The organism is Gorillibacterium sp. sgz306347 (assembly GCF_059735245.1).
In genome coordinates this window covers 1-25918 of sequence record NZ_JCAPET010000048.1, presented here as the reverse complement: position 1 = coordinate 25918, position 25918 = coordinate 1, and the positions used below count along the sequence as shown (strand labels likewise).

Here is a 25918-nt window from a genome sequence, read left to right as displayed (position 1 = left end):
TGTGGACCGGCTCAGCTGCCTGCAATGCAGGCGGCGAGACACAAGGAGGAATGAAAAGTGACAGAACGGAACGATCACGAGCACATGCAGCAAACGGCGGCAGCCGTATCCGAAGGAGCGCTGCCCCGCTCCGCGCCCGGCGAGCAGGGAGTGGAGGCGTCCGGCATCCTGAGCTATCTGCGGGCCGTGGAGGAAAAAGGCATCGTCCTGCACAGCTTTATGCTGGTCCGCAACGGACATGTCGTGGCCGAAAAGTGGTGGGCGCCTTACCGCGCGGATCAAAATCACATGATGTTTTCCGTCAGCAAAAGTTTTACTTCGACGGCGGTCGGAATGGCCGTGGACGAGGGGCTTTTGACGGTGAACGATCCGGTGATCCGGTTTTTCCCCGACCTGCTTCCGGAAACGGTCGGAGAACAGCTCGCCGCGATGCGGGTCAAGGATCTGCTGACGATGGCTTCGGGCCATGCGACCGATACCTGGGGCGCTCTGATCGAAGACTCGGAGGACTGGGTAAAAGCATGGCTGGCCCTTCCGGTCGAAGAAGCCCCGGGCTCCCGGTTTGTGTACAACACCGGCGCTACCTTTATGCTGTCGGCGATCGTCCAGAGGGTATCGGGACAAACGGTCCGCGACTTCCTGCAGGACCGCCTGTTTGCGCCGCTCGGCATTGAAAACCCGGTGTGGGACGCCAGCCCGCTCGGCATCAGCACCGGCGGCTGGGGGCTGAACATCCGGACCGAGGACCTGGCGAAATTCGCGCAGCTGTATTTGCAAAAGGGCGTATGGAAGGGGAGACGGCTCCTGTCCGAAGCTTGGATTGAGGAAGCGACCCGAGCGCAAATCGACAACCGTCCGCCGGATGTGCTGCCCCCCGAGCAGTGGGCCGAAGAGGACGAAAAGCTGTTCGGCAGCCAGGTGTGGCTGGACAATATCCGCGGCTATGGCTATCAGTTCTGGCGCTGCCGCCACAACGTTTATCGGGCCGACGGCGCGTTCGGGCAGTTCGGCATTGTGCTTCCGGATTGGAACGCCGTCATTGCCATAACGGCAAGCGAACCCAAAGCCCAGCTTTCGCTGGACCTGGTTTGGGAGCATTTGCTGCCGGCCATGAAAGCGGCCGGAGAGCCGGTTGACCGGTCGGCCGAAGCGGAGCTGGCCCGGGTACAGCTAGCCTATCCGCCGGTGTGCTCGGCGGCCGGTGCGGACGTGCAGCCGGATTTCGCGGCGCGCGTTTACCGGCTGGAGCCGAACCCGCTTACCTGGGAGACGGTTTCTTTTGCTTTCGAAGCGGACAAGTGCACGGTTACGGTTAAAGATGCGGACGGAACGGAGCAGATCGTCTGCGGGGATGGCGTTTGGGAGGCCGGGACGATCGGCATGAAGCACGGCGTTCCCCCCCATTTGCTGGGCAAGACGCTGGTGCCGACGCCGGTGTCCGCTTCCGGTGGCTGGACGGAGAGCGGAGAGTACCGGCTGGACCTGCGCTTTACCGGCACGCCTTATACGGATACGCTGCTCTGCCGGTTTGAAGGAGACGGCCTTTCCATCCGGTTTTCCGACGACCTGCCGCAGCGGTCCGAGAACTGGCCCGAATCGCGTCCGGATTTGACCGGAACCCGCCTTCCTGCCTAATTTTCCTGTAAAGCCCCGTTCCGAAAGCCGGAGCGGGGCTTTGATGTGGCGCTGTTTGTTCACAAAATATTAATTGACAATGATAATCATTATCAATTAACGTGGAGGTAGCTTCCCGGAAAGCGGAAGAAGGAGGGCAACCGATGAAAGTAATAGTCGTTTACGCCAGTCTGACGGGGAACACCGAGGAGATGGCCGGGCTGGTTGCAGAGGGCGCACGGGCGGAAGGCTGCGAGGTGGCGCTGAAGCCGGTCGAATCCGTGCATTCGCCGCAGCTGCTTGAATATGATGGCATTATTTTTGGCTCTTACACATGGGGGGAAGGCGAACTGCCCGACGAGTTCCTTGATCTGTACGACGATCTGGACAGCCTGGAGCTTGACGGCCGTGCGGCGGCGGTTTTCGGCTCGGGCGACACCTATTACGCCGATTTCTGCAAGGCCGTCGACCTGCTGGGCGATAAGCTCGCCGAGCGCGGGGCTGCGCTAGCGGCGGAAAGCCTGAAAGCGGACATGGGGCCGGACGCGGAGCAGCAGGAAGCCTGCCGGGCCATGGGACGGAGCGTGGCGCGGACGGCTCTGCTTGGCAAAGCCAACGCTTGATCGCGGTTTAAATAGCAGAGCTGACGCCATGCGCCGGCTTCCTTGTGAACCTTCCCGCCGGGGAAGGTTTTTTTTGTGTGGGGAGGCGTCCGGAAAAGCAGGAAACCGCAAAAGCAAAGGGAATTCATAAAATGAAGGACAGCCCCTTATTCATCGCCGCCGGCAAAAAGCTCGTCCAGCATCCGTTCGCGGTTGTTGAGAAATTCGCGCGTGATGGCGTAATGGTCGGTTTCCTCCAGCGCTTTCGGCTCGATGCCGTTTTCGGATAGCTGATAGATGAGCGCACCGGGATACGCCATGAGAATTGGCGAATGGGTGGAGATAACAAATTGCGAGCGCCTGCCGACCAGCTGGTGAATGCGGGCGAGCATGGCCATTTGGCGAAAAGGGGACAGGGCCGCCTCCGGCTCGTCCAGCAGGTACAGGCCGTTTCCGCCGAAGCGGTGGAGAAACGCAGCGAAGAACGATTCCCCGTGCGACTGCTCGTGGAGCGATTTGCCTCCGTAGGAGGCTTTGACCGGCGGGGCGCCGGACGGAATCCGGTCCATTTCTTCGATGCTGGTCGCCAGATTATAGTAGCTCTCCGCCCGGAAAAAGAAGCCGTCGCGCGCTTTGCGCGTTCCCCGCACCAGCCGCACGTACCGGTACAGCTCGGAGTGGGTTTCCTCCGTCGAAAAAGAGAAATTCAGCGTACCGCCTTCCGGGTTAAAGCCCCAGGCCACGGCGACCGCTTCCAGCAGCGTCGATTTGCCCATGCCGTTCTCTCCGACCAGATAGGTGATCCGGGGATGCAGCGGGAGGGATTCCAGGCCGCGGAGAGCGGGCAGGTGAAACGGATACCGGTCGAAAGAGGGCACTTCATGACGAAGCAGCTCTACTTTCCGCAAATAGGCGTCTTGCTCGTCCAGCATGTGTATCTTCCTCCGCTTCGGAGCCGGGGATGGCGCCGATTGTCATTTTTAGTCGCTCAGGCCGAGCGGGTTATGTTATAATTCGCTCGTGGCAAATTATAACAAAATTACAAAAGATATCGCCATAACCAGTTGGGGGACGAGAATGAAACGGTTGTACAGAATCGCCGCGCTTGTACTTTTGACTGCTGTCCTGCTGGGAGCCGTGACCGCCAAGGCGGCGCCGGAACAGCAAGAAACACGCATTAAAGAATGGCAAATGAAATGGGGAGAAAACGGGGCGCCCAGGCCCGACCATCCGCCTCTCGGGGACAATGAAGGCTGGATGACGATCCGCTCGTCCAGCACGCTGCTGGAGAAGCCGGACCACGTGGCGTCGGGATGGATACGGGTCAAGCTTCCGGAGCTCTCCGACAAGACTTACGCCATGTTTATCAAGAAGCTGTATACCCTCAATCTCCGGATTTTTCTGGAGGACCGCCTGATTTACGAGTCCAACCGGGAATATATCCATGATATCAATAAATTGCTGCTCCCGCTCGACCATGATTATTCCGGGAAAACGCTGTATTTCTGGATGGAAACCCCGCAGCACCGCATCGGCATCGGCGACGATATCATCGTGGGCGAATATCAATACATCACGGGAAGTTACGGGGAGCCCGATCTCCTCAACACCCTGCTGTCCGGAGCGCTGATGTTTGCGGGCCTGGCCATTCTTATCGGCGGTTTGCTGCAAGGCCGGCACTACCGGGCGACCTGGATCTATCTCAGCCTCATCATCATGTCCGCGGGTGTGCTGCTTCTTTCGCATTCGCTGCTCTTTAACAACCTCGGAGGCTTCGCGACCTTCAGCATGATGTCGTTCGACCTCTCTATGGCCATTGCGATGTTTTCCCTGATCGCGTTTTTTGAGAAAATTTTCGGCTCGGGCGTGTTCAAGCTGATCACCCGTTTCCGGCTGTTCCAGACCGTGTTCTCGGCCGTTTGCGTAGTCATTAGCATTCTCTACCCGATTGTCGGCGTCAGCTTGCAGGAAGTCTACGTTTTCTTTACGGTGACCTTTAGCGGCTTTGTTATTTTTGCGCTGTTCGCGCTCATTTTGTTCCACGCCATTCTGTATGCGGTCAAAGGCAACCGCGACGCGGCGATTTTTATGGGCGGGTTTACGATTTTTGCCGGGGTGGGCATTTCGGAGCTCGCCTGGTACTTCATCAAGTCGTACCGCTACGACTTGGTCTGGTGGAAATGGGGGCTGCTCGGGCTGATCGTTTCGCTGATCCTCATCATGGGCCGCTCTATCGCGTTTAACCACCGCCAACTCGTGATTTATTCGAAGGAACTGGAGATGTTCAACAACGAGCTTCGCCGTTCGGAAAAAATGGACATCATTAGCGAGCTTGCGGCCTCCGTCGCCCACGAGGTGCGAAATCCGCTTCAGGTGACCCGCGGGTTTCTGCAGCTTTTGACAGGGAAATGCCCGAACCCGCCCGAAGCGTCCTACATCCGGCTGGCGCTGACGGAGCTGGACCGTGCTTCCGGCATCATCACCGATTTTCTGACCTTCGCAAAGCCCGAGCTGGACGATGTCGCCAAGCTGAACCTGATGGTGGAATTTGAACAGGTGGAGAGCATTTTGCAGCCTCTTGCCAGTTTGCAAGGCGGGGACTTGCGGATTTCCATTGCGCCCGATCTGATCGTGCTGGGCAACGCTTCGAAATTCAAGCAGGCGATTGTCAATATCGTCAAAAACAGCATTGAGGCGTTTCAAGAAGACGGGCTGGTGGAAATTTGGGCCATGGAGGAAAACGGCGAGGTGGTCATTCGAATCCGCGACAATGGGGAGGGGATGGAGCCGGCGGAGATCGCACGGCTCGGGGAGCCGTACTTCTCCAACAAAACGAAGGGCACCGGACTGGGCCTGATGGTTACGTTCCGGATCATTGAGGCGATGAAGGGGAAAATCGAGTTTCAAAGCGAAAAAAAGGCGGGGACGGAGGTCACGATTCGGCTGCCGAAAGCAACCGGGGCGTGACCTCGCGTCTCCCGCCGCCGTGTTCCGGTCAGCTCCAGGCGCCGAGCGGTTTTACTTCAGCCTTGATGGTATCGGAAGGGGCGGGCGGAATGACCAGATAAAACTCATCGGAGCCTTCCTCTACCGTGCGCAGCTTCAGGTGATCCGGGAGTTTGATTCCGAGAGCCTGCTGGATGGCGGCTTTCGGATCGGCCAACAATTTGGCTTTGAACTCGGGATCCAACCAAGCTTTCTGAATCACTTGCGTTCTCAAAACGGCTTCTGCTGACATTTTACGTTCACCCTTTCACAGATTATGTAAGTGCATAGTAAATTATAGCAGAATCAGATAGAAAGTGCTAGAATTATCTGGAAGTTAGGCGAGGCATGTGCGTGCCTTCAACATTTTCCGCTATAAAGCCATTATCCACGAGAGGCGGAGGCTTGTGAACTGGTATAACGATTTTTTCGAGGAATTGAGGATCGTGGACGGCGAGTGCCGGAGGACGGCTTCTGCGTTACCGGGCCCCTTTGCCGATCAGGCTTTGCTTTGTCTGGACCGGTTTGACCTTTTGGACAAGACGGGCGGCCGGAATTTTATCTGCAGTCTGCTGCCCTACTGGCTTTCCGACGTGACCGGTCTCCCGCGGGAGACCTGTCGGAAATTGGCGGTCGGCAACGTGTTCGGCATGCTGCATTATTTTCTGCTGGATGACGCCATGGACACGTCCGACCCGGAAGCGCGCCGGCTGCTGCCGCTCGCGCACTTGTTTTACGCGGAATTCATGAGGGCTTATCTGCCGCTGTTTGCGTCCCGGCCGGACGCGCTGGCCTACTATATGGAATACACGGGGGAATGGGCGGTAAGCGTGACGGGCGAAGGAGAAGCGGACTTTTTCCGGTCCGAGCTGCGCCGGACGGCGGGAAAATCTGCGCCGCTCAAGCTGTCTGCGGTCGCAGCTTTGCTGCTTGCCGGGAAGGAAGAACAAATCGGGCAGGTCGTCGAAGCGCTGGAGTGGACGCTTGTCACGCTGCAGATGGCGGACGATTGGACCGATTGGGCCGAGGACCTGGCGGACGGCTCCTACAACGGGCTGCTTTCTTTCGCGAGGAGTGAAAAAGAAAAAGCGGCGGACGCGACAAGCACGGCGGAATGGGCCAGCGGTTCGGAAACGGCGGAAACGGCGGAACGGACGAAAGTGGCGGAAGCAAGGGCGGCTGCGGAGGGGAGGGAAGCTATAGGAGCAACAGTGGCTGCGGAGGAAACGGAAGCAATAGGAGCAACGGCGGCTGAGGAAGAAGCGGAAGCAATAGAANGGCTGCGGAGGGGAGGGAAGCTATAGGAGCAACAGTGGCTGCGGAGGAAACGGAAGCAATAGGAGCAACGGCGGCTGAGGAAGAAGCGGAAGCAATAGAAGCAGCGGCGGCTGCGGAGGGAACGGAAGCAACAGAAGCAGCGGTGGCTGCGGAAGAAGCGAAAGCAATAGAAGCAGCGGCGGCTGCGGAGGGAACGGAAGCAACAGAAGCAGCGGCGGCTGCGGAAGAAGCGAAAGCAATAGCGGCCGTGGCACTGACGGAACGGACGCAAGCGAATGTGGCGTGGAGCGGTCTGGCGGAGGCTGACGTGCGCGCGTTTCTTTACGATCGCGGCGGGCTGTTGCAATATGCCGGTATCGCGCTTGGCAATGTGGCGCGTGCGGAAAGGACGGGCCTCGACGCGCCGTATCTTTTAGCCTATCACCGTGATCTGGCGGAGAGCATCCGCAGAGGCGCAGAGCAAATCGAGGCGGAGAAACGGATTTTGGCCTCGGGCGGCCTGGCCTATTGGCTGAGCCAAAACGGGATGGACGGTATGAATTCATAAAACTAGTGGACAAAGCGGCTGGTCCTGTTACGGATACGCGAGACGGAAAATATAAAAAAGGACTTGCACAATTCATCCCCGCATGATAATATATTATTCGTGTCTTGGGTCCGTAGCTCAGCTGGCAGAGCAGTTGACTCTTAATCATCAGGTCGTGGGTTCGATCCCCACCGGGCCTACTTTTATCCAAGCGACAAAAAACAACCGCGCGTTTAACGAACCGGGTTGTTTTTTTTTGCCCGGATGTGGCGTTGGTTTACAAAAGAACGAGCACAGATCGGACGGGTGAACGCATGAACAACATCGTGTTTTTTGACTCGGGGCTTGGCGGACTGACGGTCCTGCACGAAGCACGCCGGCTCCTTCCGGGCGAATCGTACCTTTATTTTGCCGATAGATTGAACGTGCCATACGGAACCAAACCGAAAGAACAGGTGCGGGCCTGCATTCTGGACGCTATCCGCCCGCTGGTGGATGCCGAGACCAAAGCGCTGGTCGTGGCCTGCAATACGGCAACGAGCATTGCCATTGGGGATTTGCGCGATCGCTATCCCGATATTCCGGTGATCGGCATGGAGCCGGCCGTCAAACCTGCCGTTGAGATCAGCAAGCAAAGCGGCGGCGGGCGGGTACTCGTGCTGGCGACGCCGCTCACGCTGCGTGAAGCGAAATATCACGAGCTGGTTAAGCGTGTGGACGACCTGAGCGTGGTGGATTCGCTGCCGCTGCCGGAGTTGGTCACGCTGTGCGAATCGTTGACGTTCGACGGCCCCAAGGTCCAGGGCTACCTCGCCGCTCAGTTTGAGGGCCTTGATTGGGCCCGCTACGGAACCGTCGTGCTGGGCTGCACCCATTTTCCCTACTACCGGACATTCCTCACGAAGTATCTCCCGCCGCACGTCCGACTGATCGACGGGAGCACCGGAACCGCCGCCCGGCTGCAGAAGCTTCTTGGAGACAAGGCGGCCGCCTCGCCGTCCCCCATCTCAAACGAGGCCGCTATGCATGGCATCGATTTCCGCTGCTCCGGCTCCGACCCGGACTATCTGGAGCGCCTCAAGCAAGCTTTTGCCTGGTACCGGACCGACCGGTTCCGGAACGGACTGCCGCGCAGTTGAGGCCGGATTAAGCCGGACCACGCCGCCCTTCGGCAGCTTTAGGCTGCTGCAACAGCCTAAGACCTGCCGCATCATCTGTTATCCCGGTCGCGTGGTACCCACCCGTGGCTCAGCCGTCCCGGCAGGAAGGCAATTACACCGCATCTTCGGTTGCCGGTCAAAGGCCTCGTCCGGTAGCCGAGTCAGATAGCCAGTCCGCTGCCTCGCTGGCAGCCAGTTCGCATAACAATGGTAGCTCAAACGGCTGCCTCACAACGGTCCAAGTCGACCGCCTCGTCCGGTAGCCGAGTCCGCTGCCTTGCTGGCGGCCAGTTCGCTTAACAATGGGAGCTGAATCGGCTGCAACACAACGGCCCAAGTCGACCGCCTCGTCCGGTAGCCAGTCCGCTGCCTTGCTGGCAGCCAGTTCGCTTAACAATGGTAGCTGAATCGGCTGCATCACCGATGGCCCAGTCTGCCATCATTGATAGCAAAGTTGGCTGCATCCGATAGCCCAGTCGACAGCATCACCGATAGCTCAATTGTTTGCATCATCCGGGGCTTGTTCGCCGCCTATTCAGGCCCGGGCCCTTGCTCATCGCTAACCGCTAACACTGCTTCTTTGGTAAACAAATCCTCGTGCGCCGTGCGCCTTCTCGCCATTTGGCGGGAAGGTTTTTTTGTGCAAATCGGCCGACTCGGCCCCCCATTAAGCGGGACCGTCTTGTTCAATAGAGCCACGGAATCTCTAACGGTTGCCACAGCGGCTAATTGCCCCAAAATGGGCGTTTGAAATTTGTAACGGTTGCCACAGCGCTTATTTTTGATTTTTTGCCGGTTGGAGCCCGTTTTTTCCTCAAATAAGCTCCATGGCAACCGTTAGCGCAAAAAAAGGGCGCTTTTGGCGGAAATAAGCTCTGTGGCAACCGTTAGCGCAGGACGACAGGTAAAATGGGATGTCTGCGACTAATCACTTGGCTAAAAACGAAACGAAAAGCTTGCGGTAGCCCGAACTTCGTAAAAAAGTCTTCATCAGGCGGACAGGCCAAAGCATAGTGGAAAAGTCGGCGGTTCAACCATAGGCTAAAGCGCGATGAGAAAGTCTAGTTCTGCCATAGGCTAAAGCGCGATGAGAAAGTCTAATTCTGCCTTAGGCTAAAGCGCAACGAAAAAGTCTAAATTTCGCCCATAGCTACAACTTAAGGGAGTAGTTTTCGGTCTGGCCGCAGGGCTCTATTGGGGGATAGGACCGAGAACGTCGTGCCCGACGGCCGGGAACCGAGGCAGTCGTTCTTAACCTTTGAAAAAGCGCCAGGAGGCAAGCGTTCTTATCCCTTGAAAAGCGCCACCGAGGCAGCGTTCCCTCTTTTCTTCGGGTTTCTTTCCATCCGCAAGCTCCGGATGCTCGTCGTAAAAACGCCTCCAAAAGCCACGAAAATTTCCGTTGCAGTTTTGGCGGATTGCGCTATAATAAGTTCGTAATTGTAAACTTTAAGTTGGGTTATACCAAACATTCTCGACTTGAAGTTTACATATTCTAAACAAATAGAGGGTATTCGATGCAAATCGGCAAAAAGATCAAAAATCTGCGGTTGAAAAAAGGGCTGACCCAGGAGGAGCTCGGCGAGAGGACGGATTTGAGCAAAGGGTACATCTCCCAGCTCGAGCGCGACCTCAGTTCGCCTTCGATCGAGACCTTCTTTGACATTCTGGAGGTGCTCGGCTGCAAGCCGAAGGACTTCTTCGACGAGGACGAACGCGAGCAGAAGGTCGTATACGGCGAGGACGACCGGACCGATTTCCGCGACGAGGAACGGGGGTACCGGATTCAATGGCTGGTGCCGGAATCGAACGAGAAGCTGATGGAGCCGATCCGCCTGACGTTTGACGGAAGCGGGGAGTTCAAGCAGTTCGAGCCGTCCCGCTCCGAGACATTTGCCTACGTGCTGAGCGGGCGGGTGACCATCCGGCTCGGCAAGCGAACCTACACGGCCTCGGCGGGAGAGTCGGTTTACTATCAAGCCTCGGAAGAGCACCAGATCGTCAACGGCCATGACGGTCCCTCGGAATTGATTCTCGTTGCCACGGAATCGTATTTGTAACATTGAACATCACCGCCAAAAGGAGTGCCGGACATGACCGCTGACAACACCATCATCCGTTTTGAGCATGTCACCAAACGATACGACGATGACGACATCGTGCTGAACGATGTCAGCTTCGAGATCGAACGGGGCAAATTTTACACCCTGCTGGGCCCGTCGGGCTGCGGCAAAACCACCATTCTGCGGATGATCGCCGGGTTTATCACCCCGAGCGAAGGAACGATTTCCTTTAACGGGAAGATCATTAACAACGTGCCGGCCAACGAACGCCAGGTGAACACGGTGTTTCAGGACTACGCCCTGTTCCCGCATCTGAACGTGTTCGAAAACGTGGCCTTCGGCCTGCGCATCAAGAAGATGAAAAACGCAGCCATCAAGCAAAAGGTGGCCGAAGCCCTGCGCTTCGTCAACCTTGCAGGCTACGAAAACCGGGAGATCCGCGAAATGTCCGGCGGCCAGCGCCAGCGGGTGGCGATCGCCAGGGCGATCGTGAACGAGCCGGAGATCATTTTGCTGGACGAACCGCTTTCGGCGCTCGACCTCAAGCTCCGGTATGAGATGCAGTACGAGCTTCGCGAGCTGCAGCGCCGCCTGGGCATCACGTTTATTTTCGTTACGCACGACCAAGAGGAAGCGCTCGCGATGTCCGATTACATCTTCGTGCTGAACGACGGCATCATCCAGCAGAGCGGGACGCCGACGGACATCTACGACGAGCCGATCAACCGGTTCGTGGCCGACTTCATCGGCGAATCCAACATTGTCAGCGGCATGATGCGGGAAGACTTCCTGGTGGAATTCGCCGGCAAGCGTTTTGAATGCGTTGACCAGGGGCTTAGCACGAACGAGCCGGTGGAGATTGTAATCCGGCCCGAGGATCTGGAGATTACGACGCCCGAGCTGGGCAAGCTTCAGGTAAGGGTGGACACCCAATTGTTCCGCGGGGTGCATTACGAGATCAGCACCTACGACGAAGCGGGCAACGAATGGCTCGTGCACTCCACCAAGAAAGCCGAGGTCGGCTCGACCATCGGGCTGGCGTTCGATCCGGAAGCGATCCACGTGATGCGCTTCGGCGAGACGGAGGAAGAATTCGACAAGCGGCTGGAAGCCTACAGCGAGGTCGGCCATGGAGACTAAAGCCCGCAACCTTTACCTGATTCCGTATGTGCTGTGGATTGTCCTGTGCGTCGTCGCGCCGATTCTTATGATCGTGTATTACTCGCTTTTTGATATCGAAGGCAACTTTACCTTTTCCAACTACGCCGACTTCTTCACGCCGGTTTACCTGCGGATGACATTGAGCTCGTTCTGGTATGCGTTTCTGATTACGGCCTTTTCGCTTCTGATCGCTTACCCGACCGCTTATCTGCTGACCCGCACCAAGCACAAGCGGCTTTGGCTGCTGCTGATCATCCTGCCCACCTGGATCAATCTGCTGCTCAAGGCGTACGCTTTTATCGGCATATTCGGCACGTATGGCGCGGCCAACAGCTTCCTGGAGCTGATCGGCATCGGTACGAAGCAGATTTTGTTTACGGATTTCAGCTTTGTCTTTGTTTCGGTCTACATTTTCATTCCGTTTATGATTCTGCCGATCTTCAATGCACTGGAAGAGCTGAATCCGACCCTGTTGGACGCCTCGCGCGACCTTGGCGCTTCCGGCTGGACGACGTTTCGGCGCGTTATCCTTCCGTTGACGCTGGACGGCGTCAAATCGGGGGCGCAGGCCGTGTTCATTCCCGCGCTGTCGCTGTTTATGATCACGCGGCTGATTGCGGGGAACCGGGTCATCACGCTCGGGACGGCCATCGAGCAGCACTTTCTGGTCACGCAGGACTGGGGCATGGGAGCGACCATCGCCGTGTTCCTGATTCTCGCCATGGTCATCATTATGTTCGCCACCGGCACGCGCAAAAGGAGGGGGGAAGCTTGAAGCCCGTCAATCATCTGTCCCGGGTTTACCTGGCGGTTATCTTTGTCATCCTGTACGCGCCGATCTTCTATCTGATGTATTATTCGTTCAACAGCGGCGGCTCGATGCACGGCTTTGAAGGCTTTACGCTCGACTACTACAAAGAAGTGTTTCAGGACACCCGGCTTCTGATCATCGTGCTCAACACGCTGGTCATTGCGCTCCTGTCCGCGGCCCTTGCGACCATCCTCGGCATCGCCGGGGCGCTGGCCATCACAGAGGTGCGCCGCCGGAGAGCGAAAAACGCGCTGCTGGCCTTCAACAACGTGCTCATCGTCAGCCCGGACGTAATCATCGGCGCTTCGTTCCTGATTTTGTTTACGATTCTGGGCGTGCGGCTTGGCTTTACCTCCGTGCTGCTGTCGCATATCGCGTTCAGCGTGCCCATCGCCGTGCTGATGATCCTGCCCAAGCTGCAGGAAATGAGCCCGACGCTCATCGACGCCGCCCGCGATCTGGGGGCGACCCGTTGGGACGTGCTGACCAAGGTCATTCTGCCGTTCATCAAACCGGGCATTTTCGCCGGCTTTTTCATGGCGCTGACCTATTCGCTCGATGATTTCGCGGTTACCTTTTTCGTCACCGGCAACGGCTACTCCACGCTGTCCGTCGAGATTTACTCGCGGGCGCGGCAGGGCATCTCGCTGTCGATCAACGCGCTTTCGACGCTGCTGTTCCTGTTTACGATTCTGCTGGTGATCGGGTATTACTTCATCAACCAGCGGCATACAAACCGCACGCCGCGGATGGGGGTGCCGAAGTGAAGCAGCTTGTCCAGACCTTCGCCACGATCTTCATCGTCGCGTTTCTGCTCATGTACGGCACGCATTACCTGAACGCCTCCGAAGGCTACACGGGCGGCAATACGCTCAGCATTTACAACTGGGGCGATTACATCGACCCCGAGCTGATCAACGAGTTCGAAGAGGAAACCGGCATGAAGGTCATCTACCAGACCTTCGATTCCAACGAAGCGATGATGACCAAAATCGAGCAGGGCGGCACGACGTTTGACGTAGCGATTCCGTCCGAATACGCGATCAGCAAAATGATCGAGGAAGACCTGCTCCTGCCGATCGACCACAGCAAGCTGCCGGGCATCGCAAACATCAACCCGCGGTTTATGGACTTGTCCTTCGACCCGGGGAACAACTATTCCGTACCGTATTTCTGGGGGACGGTCGGCGTTGTCTTCAATCCGGAGCTGGTCGGCGACCTGACGTTCACCAGCTGGGACGACCTGTGGGACCCGTCGCTCAAGAACAAGATTCTGCTCCTGGACGGCGCGCGGGAAACGATCGGCTTTGGCCTCAACAGCCTGGGCTACTCGCTGAACGACACGAACGAAGAGCACCTGCAGGAAGCCAAAAACAAACTGTACCGCATGACCCCGAACGTGAAAGCGATCGTCGGCGACGAAATCAAAATGCTGCTGGCGAACGAAGAAGCCGCGGTGGGCGTCGTCTGGTCGGGCGACGCGTCGGAGATCATGGACGAAAACGACAAACTGGACTACGTAGTGCCGGAGGAGGGCTCGAACGTCTGGTTTGACAACATGGTCATTCCGAAGGGAGCCCGCAATCTGGAGGGAGCGCACCAGTTTATCGAATTCATGCTCGATCCCGAGCATGCCGCCCAAAATGCGGAATACGTCGGTTATTCCACGCCCAACGAAAAGGCGATGGAGTTTCTGCCGGAGGACATTTCCGGGGACAAGCGCTTTTACCCCGATCCCGAGCTGACCGACAAGCTGGAGGTTTACGACAACCTCGGCAAACGGATGCTTTCCCACTACAACGAGCTTTTCCTGGAATTCAAAATGCACAAAAAGTAAGGCCGCAAGCCGAAAAAAAGCCGTCGGTTCGGAGCGTCATTGGGGCGCGGACGAAGCGGATTTCCGACGACGAGACACCCAAGAGCCGCCGATAGCAACCGCTCGCCGCCATACATGGCGGACGCCCTGAAACGAAACTGCCGGTCGGGCAGGTACAGGTCCGGGAGAACATCGGATATTGCGGATGCACAACACGAAGCCGTCTTTCTTGCGATAAGGAAGGCGGCTTTTTCTTTTTACATTAGCGGGGAATGAAGACGACGAAGAGGAGCGTGTTTGCGAGTGACGGATAACAATCCATTGAAAACGGGGCAATACGGAACGGATCAAAAATTCAACGCGCGGGTGGCGCTTCATGCCAAGTACGGGACGAACAAATACCCGTGGCCGCTGTGGGTATTCGACCGGATGGAAAAGAAGGAACCGGCGCGGGTGCTGGAGCTGGGCTGCGGAAACGGGCTGCTTTGGGCGGTAAACGCCCGGCGCATTCCGTCCGGCTGGGACATCGTCCTGTCCGATTTTTCGGAAGGCATGCTGGCCGGGGCGAAGGCCAATACCGCGGAAGCGAGGGAAGCCGGGGCGGCTCTATCCTATCGGATCATCAACGCGGAACAAATTGGCTATCCCGACGAAACGTTCGACATTGTCATCGCCAACCACATGCTGTATCACGTGCCTTCTATCGAACAGGCAGTAAGCGAGTTCGGCCGGGTCCTGAAGCCGGGGGGCATGTTTTATGCCACGACGGTCGGGGAGGAAAACATGCGGGAGATGGCCCGCTGGTGCCGGGAATTCGATCCCGCTTCCCGCCTCGAGGACATTCAGGCATCGGTGACCGGCCGGTTTTCCCTGCAAAACGGGACGGCGCAGCTTTTGCCCGTGTTTGCGGAGGCGGTCGTGCACCGGTACGAGGATGCGCTTCGGGTGGACGATCCGCAGGCGGTCGTCGATTACGTGCTGTCGCTGAACGGCTTGATGGAGAACGTGGAGGTGCTCGCTCCCGGGCGGGCGGAGGAGTTCCGCGTTTTCCTCGAGGGGCGGCGCGGCCCGGACGGGATGCTGGCCATCGGGAAGGAGTCGGGCATTTTCGTATGCCGGAAAGAGCGGCGCTGAGCAGCTTGATTGGGTTATGTGATGGCCCGAGGGGCTAACGGTTGCCGGATACCCTAATAGGCTCCTACAAAGTCACCTCGGACAGCCGAAAGCCGTTTGGCAGGGACCGCGCAGACCGGGCGCGGCTCTCTGGTCAATTCCAATTTGATATGTTATATTTAGACTAAGTCTAAAAATAGAAAAGAGGAATGCCGATGGCCCGCAAAGGACAACTGACCGCACCCCGCAAGCATGTCTACGACGTGGTCTGCTGCTCCGGCGACCATCCGACCGCCGCGGAAATCATTGAACGGCTGAAGGAGCGAGGCTGCTGCATCGCTTACGCGACCGTATATAATTCGCTGCGCTACCTGACCGAGGAAGGGCTTCTGCGCGAGCTGAAGCTGGAGGGAGGAGCCAGCCGTTACGAAGCCCGGCTGGAGGAGCACGCCCATGTCGTTTGCACCGCCTGCGGACGGGTGGACGAAGTGTACGTCGAGCCTCCGGCAGACTGGATAAAGCAGGTGGCCGGGAAGAGCGGGTACCGTCTGGACGGCCATGATCTTTTGTTGAAGGGAGTGTGCGCCGCATGCAGGGAATCGAACCCGTCGCCGGCCGGAACGAATTGACCCCGGGCGCAGCCCTCGTTCTTGACGAGGCTTTGCCGAAAGGAGCTTTTTGCGCCTCCACCCGGCGAATCGTGGTGGTGAGTCCTTTTCCGGCATCGCTGCGGACGCTTGTGGTGGAGCTGACCGAGCGCTGCTTCGACGTGCTGGTGCTCCACAAGCAAAGCGATCCGCTGCTGGCGTCCGTCGAGGCCGATTTGTATATCATCGACCGGACGCCCGGCGCCGCGGCGGCCGACGCCGGAGACGCGCACAGCCTGAGCGGCAAGGGGCCGACACTTTATTTGGTCGGGGCTGAGGCGGATGCGCCGAGAGGAAACGCCGCCGTTTTAACCTGGCCCGGTCCTGTGGAGGCCGCACTGGCAAAGGTATGGGAGCTGACCGAAGGGAGGCTTTCGGTGACGGCGTGGCCGCACGGCCGTTTTGCGTTCAAGGACCTGGTGCTGGACGCCACACGGATGACGCTGCACCGGGACGGCGTGCGGATCGAGCTCACCAAAACGGAATTCGGGCTGCTGAAATGCCTGATGGAGGCGGGGGGCCGCGTGCTTACCCGGCAGGAAATTCTCGATGCCATCTGGGGCGAGGACTACTTCGGGGGCAGCAACTACGTGGACGTTCACGTCAAAAGCCTTCGGCAAAAGCTGGGCGACGACCCGCGCAAGCCGCGTTACATCGCCACGGTGCGCGGAGCGGGCTACCGGACGGCCGACTAAAGGAGCAACAAAACAGGGGCCTGTACTTGGTCTGCGCTGTCCGAAAGGACTGCGGGGACCGGGTGCGGGCCTTCCGCATCCCTGGCGCGGCCGCGCCTCCCCGCCCTTTTCATCAAACCTTCACCCTTCCTTCATTCGATCTTCATGATCGCCGCACCCGGCGGTGATAAGATGGCTTCAAGAAAGAAAAGGAAGGAACGTCCGAAGAGAGACGGAGGAGAAGGCAAATGTACAAATCCATTATTGTCGGAACCGGACCGGCCGGGCTGACGGCAGCCATCTACATGGCGCGGGCGAACCTGAAGCCCCTGGTTATTGAAGGCCCCCAGCCGGGCGGCCAGCTGACCACCACAACCGAAATCGAAAACTTTCCGGGATTCCCGGAAGGCATCATGGGTCCCGAGCTGATGGACAACATGCGGAAGCAGGCGGAACGCTTCGGCGCGGAATTCCGCACCGGCTGGATCACGGAAACCGATCTGACGCAGCGGCCGTTCACGTTAAAGGTGGAAGGACTCGGCGAGCTGAAGACGGAAACGCTGATTATTTCCACGGGCGCATCCGCAAAATACCTGGGCATCCCGGGCGAGCAGGAGAACATCGGGCGCGGCGTCAGCACCTGCGCGACCTGCGACGGCTTCTTTTTCCGCGGCAAAAAGATTATTGTCGTGGGCGGAGGGGACTCGGCAATGGAGGAAGCGCATTTCCTGACCCGCTTCGCTTCCGAGGTGACGGTCGTCAACCGGCGCAACGAGCTGCGCGCCTCCAAGATCATGCAGGACCGCGCCCGGCAAAACCCGAAAATCCGCTGGAGCCTGAACCGTACGCCGCTGGAAGTGCTCGCGGGCGACAAAGGCGTGACCGGTTTGCGGGTAAGGAATAACGAGACGGGTGTAGAAGAAGTGATGGAAACCGACGGCATTTTCATCGCCATCGGCCACACGCCGAACACCGGCTTCCTCGGCGGTCAGCTGACGACCGACGCGAACGGGTATCTGGTCGTGCGGCCCGGAACGACGGAAACCGGCGTCCCCGGCGTGTTCGCCTGCGGCGATGTGCAGGACAGCCGCTACCGCCAGGCGATCAGTGCGGCGGGAACGGGTTGTATGGCGGCCATCGACTGCGAGCGTTACCTGGAAGGCATCAACGCCGAAGTGCTGGCGCTTTGAGCCGGTTCCGCAAGCGGAAATTTATTACCTGTCAAAGGAGAGGGTTCCATGTCCGAGCAAACGAAAGTCGTCGTCTATTCCCGAAATCATTGCCCCTACTGCGTTCAGGCCAAAAATTATTTGACCGAGCGCGGAATCGAGTTTGAGGAGCGCAACGTCGATCAGAACGCCGTCTATGGCGAGGAATTGTTTCAAATGGGCATGCGCGGCGTCCCCGTCATCCTTTTCGGCGAAGAGAAAATTGTCGGTTTTGACCCGTCGCGGCTGGGTCTTGCCATCTCGGCCCTCAAAGGGTAACCATCCCTTGCCCCATGCGGAACCCGGCCTTCGGAGAGCTTTGCTCCGAAGGCTTTTTGCTGTCGAAAAAGAACGCTTCGAATGGTTCGAATCGAATGGGACAAGCGGTGGAATTCTGTGGTACTATGGAAATACATGGAACATATTTCTTTGTTTCCTTTTTCTGTAGGAGGTGTGGAAAGTGGGTGTATTGCTGAAGGAAAGGGATTACTGGATGACAGGCGGGGGCAGGCTGTACTATGAAATGTGCGGCGACGGGCCCCCGGTTGTTTTTATACACGGAGCGTTTCACGATTTGCGCATTTGGGACGCCCAGGTGGAGCCGCTCGTGAAAGCCGGCTATAAAGTGATACGTTACGATTTGCGCGGACACGGAAAGTCCGACCAGCCGGATGCTCCGTTCAGCCATCATGAAGACCTGAAATCGCTTCTGGATCTGCTCGGTGTCCGGGGAGCCGCGCTGGTCGGTTCGGGGGCCGGAGCGGCGGCGGGGATCGACTTTACGCTGGCCTACCCGCAAACCGTCCGTTCGCTTGTTTTGGCGTCTCCCGCTTTGCACGGCATTCGGCTCCCCTTTGCGCAGCTTTGGAAGCTGACGCGGCTTTACTCCCTTGCCCGGTCCAAGGGAGTGGAAGCCGCCATAGAAGCGTTTATCGCGGACCCTTTTTGGGCGCATCATTTTCCTTCCGGGCACAACCGGGATGCGCTCGCCAGGGTGCTGGAAATCGTGCGGCACCCCGGCAACTTTTGCGAAGGAGATCCGAACCTGTGCGTTCCCCTTAAGCCGTATGCAAGCCGGAGGCTGGGGCAGATCCGAGTGCCGGCGCTGATTCTGACGGGCAGCGCGGACCTTCCGCACAACCGGAGAATCGCGGACCTGCTTGAACGCGGCATCCCGCTCGCCCGGAAGCAGGTGATGGAGGACAGCGGACAGCCTTTTATGGTAGAAGACCCCGGGAGCTTCAACCGGCTGCTGCTGGACTTCCTGGATTAAACCCGGAGGGAGTGGCCCCGGCCGGCGTCCCGGCGTTTACAAGCGGCCGTAGGCGCGCAGGGTCAAAAGCCGGTTTACCGTCAGCGTACCGCGCCACTGCTCATTCGCGGAAGGGGAAATAGACGCAAAGCTCAGCGGCCAGCCTCCGTCGTCCGACTGCCCGGCGAGCAGGGCATTCAAATGCTCCTCCACCGTTCCGGCATCGAAAAAACGGGCGCAATAGCTGTCGGGGCGCGGCGCCCAGTCCAGCACCTTATGCACATACCCTTGCGCCCCGGTGTCGGTGACCATAACGCCCGGGGCTTGCAGAAGCCCCTCGAGGCGAACCCGGGCGTGTGCGGCCCTTTCCCGGTCCGGCACCCACTCCAGGAAGGAGGCCGCCTGGATCAGCTCATGGTAATCGGCGGACGAAAGCCGCTCCAGTTCGCCCCAAAGAAAGGCCAGCGTCTTGTCCCACCACTCCCCGTTCCGGCCGTTGTCCGGGAGGAAGGGGCTTTTTTTATGCCATTTGAGCAGCAGCCCGGCGATGCGGCCGGTCGGGTTTAACGAAGCTGCCGCGTCGCTTTCGGTCGTCCACCAAGGGGCGTGCGGATAGGCGTTGACGGAAACAAGCGAACGTGGAAAACCTCCGGTTTCCCGGGTGATGCCTTCCAGGAAACGAAGAACGCCGGCGATCATCCCGCGTTCGGCCTCCCCGTCTTCCGGGCCGCCAAGCTCGTCCAGGATCAGGAGCGCCTCCTCGGTCGCCACCGGCTGGCTGTCCGGGCAGCGCATGTCCGCTTCCAGCCCGTTTCCGAAGCCCCCGTCCCCGTTGCGGTAAGCCGCCAATGCCCGAACGACCGCTTCCCGCGTTCCTCCTTCAAAATGATATTCAAACCGTTTCACATCCAGCAGCCGGGCATTCCGGTAAAGGAAGTCCCGCGCTCTGCTGTAAGTCTCGTCCGATTTTTCGTGCATGATTTTTTCCGCCTCTCTTATTCCGGTTTAGTTCCGCATGGTTTTGCTGATTCCGTACCGCTCGTCCAAGAACCGGTAAGCCTTCTCCGAGCAAGCTTCCGACAGCCAGGCTTCGGCCCGCGCGGCGGCTTCCCGGGGATCAGCCGGAGCGTCGAGGGACGGCGGAACACGCGTCAGCCAATCCTCCGCCGTCAAATAAACCATGCTGCTCCAGCCGTTTTTCTCGCCCTCCGCGTTAACGGGTTGGGCCGATCCGGCCACCACGATGTCAAAGCCCTCCTGCAGGGCGTGCAGCGCGCGGTCGAAATCCGCTTTGCGCTCCTTTGCCTTCAGACCGGCCGCCGCGCGCAGCTCCCGCGCGTCGATGCCGCCCGTTTCGGCGATGATTTCATATACCGTTTGCGCCTCCCGGGGCAGGGTCCCCTCGGCGCAGCGGTCCGCCACGCTTTTGCCGGTGCTCCGCAGCATCCGCAGGCAGACGAACAGCCGCGTGTCGATGAGGGAGTTCTTTTGCTTGAAAAACTTGCCGTAGGCGGCCGTTCCTTCCGAAGGGAAGCGAACCCGCCAGCGCCAGGGATCGGTGTCGAGGTCCGTATGCCAGGCGTCCGGGGAGGTCAGTGAAGCGAAGGAGGGATGGTCGGGAATGGCGGGCGCCAGCGGCAGAATACCGAGACGGCGCACTGCTTCCTCGGCATCCCGATAGGTTTCTAGAAAGGGCGGGGCGGTTGACGGTTGTCGGGTCATCGGGAAGCATCTCCTTTTTGGTGGTTAATCGGCGTACGGCGGTTCATTCGGCATACTGCCGGGCCAAGCGTTCGGCCTTTTCCCGCAGGCTCTCCCGCAGGTCGGAGGGCTCCAGCACCTCGGCATCCTCTCCGAGCGAAAAGAAAAACCGGACGGCCCATTCGCGCTCCGCTGCCGGAAGCAGGCAATCGAGCTCCCAGGCGTCATCGCCGGCCTGGACGATCTGCTCGCCCAGGTGCACGTCCCGCTCGCTCTCCAGCATGCCCCGGTACGTCAGGCGGACGCACAGGCGAAAAGGAGGCGAATCCGTCCGGGCGGCCGGCAGCGGAGGAGCATCCTCCGGCGCGGTCCGGACCGTGAGCGATTCGAAGCGGTCGACGCGGAAAACCCGCCGTTCGCGATGGGTGTACGACAAGGCCTCGCAATACCAGAATCCGCTTGCGGCATAGATTCTTTCCGGCCGCAGGAGCACGGGCTTCGGGGCGGTTCGGGAGCGGTAGAGGGCCTCCACGCACTCCCCCCGGGCGGCGTAGTGCAGCAGAGCCTCCAAATGCGGCGTCCGGTAGCGGCGTCTGGGTACCTCCAGCTCCAGATGGGACAGAAGCGCTTCCGCCTGCCGCAGCGTCTCTTCGGGTAGAATGGCCGTCAGCTTGTCGTGCACCGTCCAGCGTTCGCTGTTGAAGGGGGTGTCCGCGTACCCCTGGAGCGCCCGCAGCGCAAACAGCAGCGCCAGCGCTTCGCGGGGTACCAGCTGGAGCGGAGCCAGACGGTAGCTTTCCATCAAGCGGTAGCCGCCGGAGGGACCGGCCACGGAATAGAGCGGCACGCCCATTTCGGACAAAGCTTGCATGTCGCGGATAATCGTCCGCTTCGACACCTCGAACTTTTCGGCCAAAGCGGATGCAGTCTCCTGGTGGTGCTGCAGCGCGAGCAAAAGCGCCATCAGCCGGTCTTTTCGGTTCATGGGGAACCTCCTTGCCGCATGGTTTCAGTATAAAGCCCTGTCGGTGACAACATTTTTGTCACCATTAAAACGCAGGTAGAAATAAATATAGAAGGAAGAGCGAAAAATACGGAAAAACGGAGATAAAGAGCGAATGAACGGGAATGCGGCGGATTTATCCGCTTACACCGGGGAAAAGGCTTCTGAAAAAGCCGTTGCGACCTATTATAATCGAAACCATTGACATAACGGACCCGGCAAACCTGAAAGGGGGGAGCCAACCACTTCATCCGGAAAGGAACATCCCGTTGATTTCATCTCTCTCAAAAGAATTTTTCGGCAATACCCGGCGCGATATTTTGTCGGGTCTTACCGTTGCGTTCGCCCTGATTCCCGAAGCGATCGCTTTTTCGATTATGGCCGGGGTCGATCCGATGGTCGGGCTTTACGCTTCCTTCGTCATTGCCGTCACAATTTCCTTTTTTGGCGGCCGTCCGGGCATGATTTCCGCCGCAACCGGAGCGATGGCTTCGCTCATGGGGCCGCTTATCGCCAGCCACGGCATTGAATATCTTTATGCCGCCACCATCCTTACGGGCCTTATCCAGTGGGGGCTCGGCGCCGTGAAGTTCGGCCGCTTCATTACCTTTGTTCCGCATTCCGTGATCGTTGGCTTCGTAAACGCCTTGGCCATCATTATCTTTATGGCCCAGCTGCCCCATATGCGGGGAGCGGGCTGGCCGGCCTACCTGATGATCGCGGGCACGCTGGCGATCATTTATCTGCTTCCTCTTGTTACAAAGGCGGTTCCCTCCGCTTTGGTCGCCATCGTCGTCATGACGGCTCTTACGGCCGCGACCGGAGCGGACGTGAGCACGGTCGGCGAAATGGGGACGATCACCCAGTCGCTCCCGGTGTTCCACCTGCCCCAGGTTCCGTTGTCGCTGGACATGCTGTGGACCATCCTTCCGCTGTCCTTTGCGCTGGCGCTCGTCGGCATCACGGAATCGCTCCTGACGGCTACGATCGCGGACGAAATGACGGAAACGGAGAGCGACAAAAACCGGGAAATCCGCGGGCAAGGCATCGCAAACGCGCTGGCCGGCCTGTTTGGCGGCATGGCGGGCTGCGCGATGATCGGCCAAACCGTTATCAACCTTAAATCAGGCGGCCGCAAACGGCTGTCCACCTTCGTCGCCGGGTCCTTTCTGCTGTTCCTGATCCTGGCGCTGGGCGACGTGGTGCGGGTGATTCCGATGCCGGCCCTGGTCGGGGTTATGATCATGGTGTCGGTCGGCACCTTTGACTGGCAGTCGCTGCGCACGCTGCACCGGATTCCCCGCGGGGATGCGGCGATTATGCTGGCCACCGTGGCGGTTGTGGTGTACACCTCGAACCTGGCGGCCGGCGTCGTGCTGGGCATTGTGCTGAGCGCCGTCCGCTTTGCCTGGAAGACGGCGCAGGTGAAAGCCGACGCCGTTTGCGAGCAAGAGCCGTCCGCCAGTGCCGGCGGAGCGGCGGACTCCGCCGCGAACAAGCAGGCGGGCGTGCGGGTTTACCGGGTCTCCGGTCCGCTGTTTTTCGGCACGATGACGCCGTTTACGCGGCTGTTCGATTACCGCGGGGACGGCGGCCGGATTGTGATCGACCTTTCCCGCTCCCATGTGTGGGACCAATCGGGCATAAATGCCATTGCCAAGGTGGCGGAGAGATACGCCGCCCTCGGCAAAACCGTGACCGTCACCGGCTTGAACGAGGAAAGCCGGAAGCTGGTCGACCGGACCGGCATTCCCGCCGCTATCCGGCACTGACTCAAAAACTTTCGAAACGAAACGGGCCTGATTCCAGGCCCGTTTCGTTGCGTTTGGGTAAAGAATAGGAGAGAGCCCGCTGCTTGTCTTACGCGGTCAGAGGGCCCAAGCTATCCGTTCGGAGGCGATCCACCATGTTGAATCGAAAAGGACTGGCATTCGCAGCCGCCGCAATCCTGCTGCTGGCGGCGGGTTGTACGAACGGCGGCAATGCCGCTTCGCCAAATGATCCGTCGGGCGGCGCATCCCTCACGGCGCCGGCGGCCGCGACGCCGACCGCCGCCGGTTCTCCCGGCGCTGCGCCGTCCGGGGGGAGCGCCGGCGAAACTTCCGCCGCTTCTACCGCGCCCGGGGGCGTTTCGTCCCCCGCGGCCGCAACGCCGCTTCCGGCGGCAAAACCGCCCGCGGTCTGGGCGGATGAAAATGCGCCCGCGGCGCAGGCGCTGTATTTTGTCAGCGCGGAGGAAGGCTGGATCGGGGGCGACGGATATATCGCCCATACCCGGGACGGCGGAAAAAGCTGGACAGCGGAATACGAAGGCGATCTGTCCGTCTCGGAGCTTTTTCTGCTGGACGGCCGGACCGGCTGGGCGGTTGCGGCGAAGCCGGACGAAGAAGGCGGCTACCTGCTGCGGACGACCGACGGCGGCGCAACCTGGTCCGCGTCCCGGCACCCGGAGCTCGGAAGAAGCCTCCGGTTTTTCGACGAGAACAACGGCTTCAGCGGCAAAAGCTTTACCCGCGACGGCGGCGAGACCTGGCAGAAGGCAATGCTGCCCGCCAGCCTTGTCGGTGAAGCTTATTTCTACGACGAACGCCACGGCTGGGCGGTGACGTCGCGGCCGGCGAGCTTTCATGTGGAACGGACGACCGACGGCGGCAAAACGTGGCGGTCGGTATTTGTCCGCCGGACGGAAGCGCCTGCCGAAAGGGCGGTGATCCGCGCGTCCCACAAAGATGACGCCTGGGTCGAGGTGCTGGGCGGCTCCGGGATGAACCAGACCTCGTACGCGCTTTTTCACACGCCGGACGGAGGCGCGCATTGGGAGCCGGTTGCGGCGAACGCCACGGCGGGCGGCGGGCCCGCTCCCGGCTATGTCGGCCCCGGCGGGCCGGACGTGCCGAAGGGACCGGAAACGCGTCCCGTTTCGCTCGTCGCGGTGAGCTCGGACATTGCCTTCCTCTCGGGCGAATGCCCCCCATGCGAGGAAGAGAAGGCCGTTACGGTCGGCTTCACCCGGGACGGCGGAAAATCGTGGGCCAACGGGAGCAAAGGGCTGACCGGCTACGGCGGGGTCATGTCCTTTTACACCCGCGAGACGGGTTATGTCGCCACGAGCCGGGGGATTTTCGTTACCGGCGACGGAGGCTCCAGCTGGCGGGAGGTCTATCGGTTTGGCGGGTAGGCGGAACCTGCGTCGCTTGTGGGGCGGGCCGGGCAAAGGGGAAAGCCGCAGCCGGTCCGGGTTTACAAAACGCCATTGCTGAGCGATGATAATGAGGACAAAGCGATTGACCGGCGAGTCAACCGCCCAGAGGCCGCCTTCCGGCGGCAATAACGCCAATAACGCTGCGCAAGGAGACAACCGATGGCAAATCATGAGATTCGAACGTACACCGACATTTATCCGATCTGGGAGCTGCGGGAGGAAAACACCGGCTCGCGCGCGGCCATATGCCCGGAGCGCGGCGGCATCGTGCTCGGCTTTGAAGCCGGCGGCCGAGAGCTGTTATACCTTGACCGGGCGACCTTTGCCGATCCGGCGGCCAACATCCGCGGCGGCATTCCGGTGCTTTTTCCGATCAGCGGACAGCTGCCGGAGGGCCGGTACGAATGGGAAGGGACCGGTTACCCGATGAAGAACCACGGGGTCGCCCGCGACCGGGCCTGGGAGGTCGTGTCCTCCGGCACGGACGACGGCGCCTGGCTGACCCTCCGGCTGGAAGCGGACGCGGAAACGCTGGCTTCCTTCCCGTTTGCGTTCGAGCTGCGCTTCACCTACCGGCTGAAGGACGGCCGACTGAAAATCGAGCAGACGTACGCGAACCGTTCGGAGAAGCCGATGCCGATGTACCCCGGCTTTCATCCGTACTTTGCCGCTTCGGCGGGACCGGTTGCTTACCGGACGGATGCGACCCGGCTGCTCGACTACAACGACGGCCGCGAGAAGCCGTTCGAAGGAACGCTCGACCTCAGCGGATCCGTGGAAGCCGTCGCTTTGCTGGATGCCCGGGAACGCGAAATTTCGTTCCGGGACGCGGACGGCGCCGGAGCAAAATTAGACTACAGCGCCGAGTTCCGGTACGTTGTGCTCTGGACGACGCCCGGCAAGCCGTTTGTTTGCGTAGAGCCCTGGACGGCCAAAAACGGCGAAATGCTGCGCAAGGAAGAGCTGCTGTTCGTGGAGCCCGGGTCTGAGCTCCGCCTGGAAATGAGCATTCTGGCGGACTGAACCGGCTCTCCTTCCGGATACCGTTAGCCACCCGTGCCCTGGCGGGCACCACAGAAAATGAAAATAAAGTTGCGTTATT

Annotated in this window: 24 protein-coding genes and 1 tRNA gene; 20 read left to right on the top strand and 5 right to left on the bottom strand. The window is 59.5% G+C overall.

The window, feature by feature from the left end; translation table 11 throughout:
- The first annotated feature begins 57 nt into the window (after positions 1–57).
- Together AC6I6H_RS19245 and AC6I6H_RS19240 are read left to right on the top strand one after the other, a co-directional pair.
- Complete coding sequence (locus AC6I6H_RS19245; protein WP_497955681.1) at positions 58–1635, top strand: serine hydrolase domain-containing protein; 1578 nt, start codon at positions 58–60, stop codon at positions 1633–1635.
- Positions 1636–1778: 143 nt separating this feature from the next.
- The gene (locus AC6I6H_RS19240) at positions 1779–2237 is read left to right on the top strand and encodes a flavodoxin (RefSeq protein ID WP_497955678.1); all 459 of its coding nucleotides are present in this window, start codon (positions 1779–1781) and stop codon (positions 2235–2237) included.
- A 146-nt stretch (positions 2238–2383) separates the two neighbouring features.
- On the opposite strand, the gene AC6I6H_RS19235 is transcribed toward AC6I6H_RS19240, so the two are convergent.
- Positions 2384–3148: an AAA family ATPase gene (locus AC6I6H_RS19235; protein WP_497955675.1), complete on the bottom strand. Its 765-nt coding sequence runs from the start codon at positions 3146–3148 to the stop codon at positions 2384–2386.
- A 145-nt stretch (positions 3149–3293) separates the two neighbouring features.
- On the opposite strand from AC6I6H_RS19235, the gene AC6I6H_RS19230 reads away from it, so the two are divergent.
- Complete coding sequence (locus AC6I6H_RS19230; protein ID WP_497955671.1) at positions 3294–5183, top strand: ATP-binding protein; 1890 nt, start codon at positions 3294–3296, stop codon at positions 5181–5183.
- A gap of 28 nt (positions 5184–5211) precedes the next feature.
- Here the strand turns inward: AC6I6H_RS19230 and AC6I6H_RS19225 are convergent, their stop codons facing one another.
- The gene (locus tag AC6I6H_RS19225; protein ID WP_497955667.1) at positions 5212–5454 is read right to left on the bottom strand and encodes an NHLP leader peptide family RiPP precursor; all 243 of its coding nucleotides are present in this window, start codon (positions 5452–5454) and stop codon (positions 5212–5214) included.
- A gap of 1059 nt (positions 5455–6513) precedes the next feature.
- On the opposite strand from AC6I6H_RS19225, the gene AC6I6H_RS19220 reads away from it, so the two are divergent.
- The 14 genes from AC6I6H_RS19220 to AC6I6H_RS19155 all read left to right on the top strand — a co-directional run bounded on the left by AC6I6H_RS19220 (position 6514) and on the right by AC6I6H_RS19155 (position 18931).
- Positions 6514–7026 carry a hypothetical protein gene (locus AC6I6H_RS19220; RefSeq protein WP_497955664.1) on the top strand — a complete coding sequence of 171 codons (513 nt, stop codon included), beginning with the start codon at positions 6514–6516 and terminating at the stop codon, positions 7024–7026.
- Between the two features lie 106 nt (positions 7027–7132).
- Positions 7133–7205 (top strand) — tRNA-Lys (locus tag AC6I6H_RS19215).
- Between the two features lie 114 nt (positions 7206–7319).
- Positions 7320–8144, top strand: a complete 825-nt coding sequence (gene murI, locus AC6I6H_RS19210) for a glutamate racemase (protein WP_497955663.1) — start codon at positions 7320–7322, stop codon at positions 8142–8144.
- A gap of 1538 nt (positions 8145–9682) precedes the next feature.
- Positions 9683–10225 carry a helix-turn-helix domain-containing protein gene (locus tag AC6I6H_RS19205; RefSeq protein ID WP_497955661.1) on the top strand — a complete coding sequence of 181 codons (543 nt, stop codon included), beginning with the start codon at positions 9683–9685 and terminating at the stop codon, positions 10223–10225.
- Between the two features lie 33 nt (positions 10226–10258).
- Positions 10259–11368 carry an ABC transporter ATP-binding protein gene (locus AC6I6H_RS19200; protein ID WP_497955658.1) on the top strand — a complete coding sequence of 370 codons (1110 nt, stop codon included), beginning with the start codon at positions 10259–10261 and terminating at the stop codon, positions 11366–11368.
- The gene (locus tag AC6I6H_RS19195; RefSeq protein ID WP_497955656.1) at positions 11358–12164 is read left to right on the top strand and encodes an ABC transporter permease; all 807 of its coding nucleotides are present in this window, start codon (positions 11358–11360) and stop codon (positions 12162–12164) included. The genes AC6I6H_RS19200 and AC6I6H_RS19195 overlap by 11 nt, the downstream gene beginning before the upstream one ends.
- The gene (locus AC6I6H_RS19190; RefSeq protein ID WP_497955654.1) at positions 12161–12967 is read left to right on the top strand and encodes an ABC transporter permease; all 807 of its coding nucleotides are present in this window, start codon (positions 12161–12163) and stop codon (positions 12965–12967) included. The genes AC6I6H_RS19195 and AC6I6H_RS19190 overlap by 4 nt, the downstream gene beginning before the upstream one ends.
- The gene (locus tag AC6I6H_RS19185; protein WP_497955651.1) at positions 12964–14037 is read left to right on the top strand and encodes an ABC transporter substrate-binding protein; all 1074 of its coding nucleotides are present in this window, start codon (positions 12964–12966) and stop codon (positions 14035–14037) included. Before AC6I6H_RS19190 ends, AC6I6H_RS19185 begins: the two co-directional genes overlap by 4 nt.
- A 282-nt stretch (positions 14038–14319) precedes the next feature.
- Positions 14320–15150: a class I SAM-dependent methyltransferase gene (locus tag AC6I6H_RS19180; RefSeq protein WP_497955649.1), complete on the top strand. Its 831-nt coding sequence runs from the start codon at positions 14320–14322 to the stop codon at positions 15148–15150.
- A gap of 194 nt (positions 15151–15344) precedes the next feature.
- Entirely contained in the window at positions 15345–15758 is a 414-nt protein-coding gene (locus AC6I6H_RS19175; protein WP_497955647.1) for a Fur family transcriptional regulator, read from the top strand.
- On the top strand, positions 15719–16471 hold the full coding sequence (locus AC6I6H_RS19170) for a winged helix-turn-helix domain-containing protein (protein ID WP_497955643.1): 753 nt from the start codon (positions 15719–15721) through the stop codon (positions 16469–16471). Before AC6I6H_RS19175 ends, AC6I6H_RS19170 begins: the two co-directional genes overlap by 40 nt.
- 227 nt (positions 16472–16698) lie before the next feature.
- Positions 16699–17640 (top strand): thioredoxin-disulfide reductase, encoded by a 942-nt coding sequence (trxB, locus tag AC6I6H_RS19165; RefSeq protein ID WP_497955641.1) that lies wholly within the window; start codon positions 16699–16701, stop codon positions 17638–17640.
- A gap of 48 nt (positions 17641–17688) precedes the next feature.
- A complete protein-coding gene (locus AC6I6H_RS19160) occupies positions 17689–17937 on the top strand; it encodes a glutaredoxin family protein (RefSeq protein WP_497955639.1) in 249 nt (82 codons plus the stop codon).
- A gap of 181 nt (positions 17938–18118) precedes the next feature.
- The gene (locus AC6I6H_RS19155; RefSeq protein ID WP_497955638.1) at positions 18119–18931 is read left to right on the top strand and encodes an alpha/beta fold hydrolase; all 813 of its coding nucleotides are present in this window, start codon (positions 18119–18121) and stop codon (positions 18929–18931) included.
- A 36-nt stretch (positions 18932–18967) separates the two neighbouring features.
- Here the strand turns inward: AC6I6H_RS19155 and AC6I6H_RS19150 are convergent, their stop codons facing one another.
- The 3 genes from AC6I6H_RS19150 to AC6I6H_RS19140 are packed head-to-tail and all read right to left on the bottom strand — an operon-like array spanning position 18968 to position 21596.
- Positions 18968–19888 carry a hypothetical protein gene (locus AC6I6H_RS19150; RefSeq protein ID WP_497955636.1) on the bottom strand — a complete coding sequence of 307 codons (921 nt, stop codon included), beginning with the start codon at positions 19886–19888 and terminating at the stop codon, positions 18968–18970.
- A gap of 27 nt (positions 19889–19915) precedes the next feature.
- Positions 19916–20632 (bottom strand): AlkZ-related protein, encoded by a 717-nt coding sequence (locus AC6I6H_RS19145; RefSeq protein ID WP_497955635.1) that lies wholly within the window; start codon positions 20630–20632, stop codon positions 19916–19918.
- Positions 20633–20675: 43 nt separating this feature from the next.
- Positions 20676–21596, bottom strand: coding sequence for a helix-turn-helix transcriptional regulator (locus AC6I6H_RS19140; RefSeq protein ID WP_497955632.1), 921 nt, complete (start codon positions 21594–21596; stop codon positions 20676–20678).
- Positions 21597–21883: 287 nt separating this feature from the next.
- Here AC6I6H_RS19140 and AC6I6H_RS19135 point away from each other — a divergent pair, with 287 nt between their 5' ends.
- The 3 genes from AC6I6H_RS19135 to AC6I6H_RS19125 all read left to right on the top strand — a co-directional run bounded on the left by AC6I6H_RS19135 (position 21884) and on the right by AC6I6H_RS19125 (position 25839).
- Positions 21884–23386, top strand: a complete 1503-nt coding sequence (locus tag AC6I6H_RS19135; RefSeq protein WP_497955630.1) for a SulP family inorganic anion transporter — start codon at positions 21884–21886, stop codon at positions 23384–23386.
- 134 nt (positions 23387–23520) lie between these two features.
- Positions 23521–24792 (top strand): WD40/YVTN/BNR-like repeat-containing protein, encoded by a 1272-nt coding sequence (locus AC6I6H_RS19130; protein ID WP_497955627.1) that lies wholly within the window; start codon positions 23521–23523, stop codon positions 24790–24792.
- 183 nt (positions 24793–24975) lie between these two features.
- Entirely contained in the window at positions 24976–25839 is an 864-nt protein-coding gene (locus tag AC6I6H_RS19125; RefSeq protein ID WP_497955623.1) for an aldose epimerase family protein, read from the top strand.
- Positions 25840–25918: the final 79 nt, after the last annotated feature.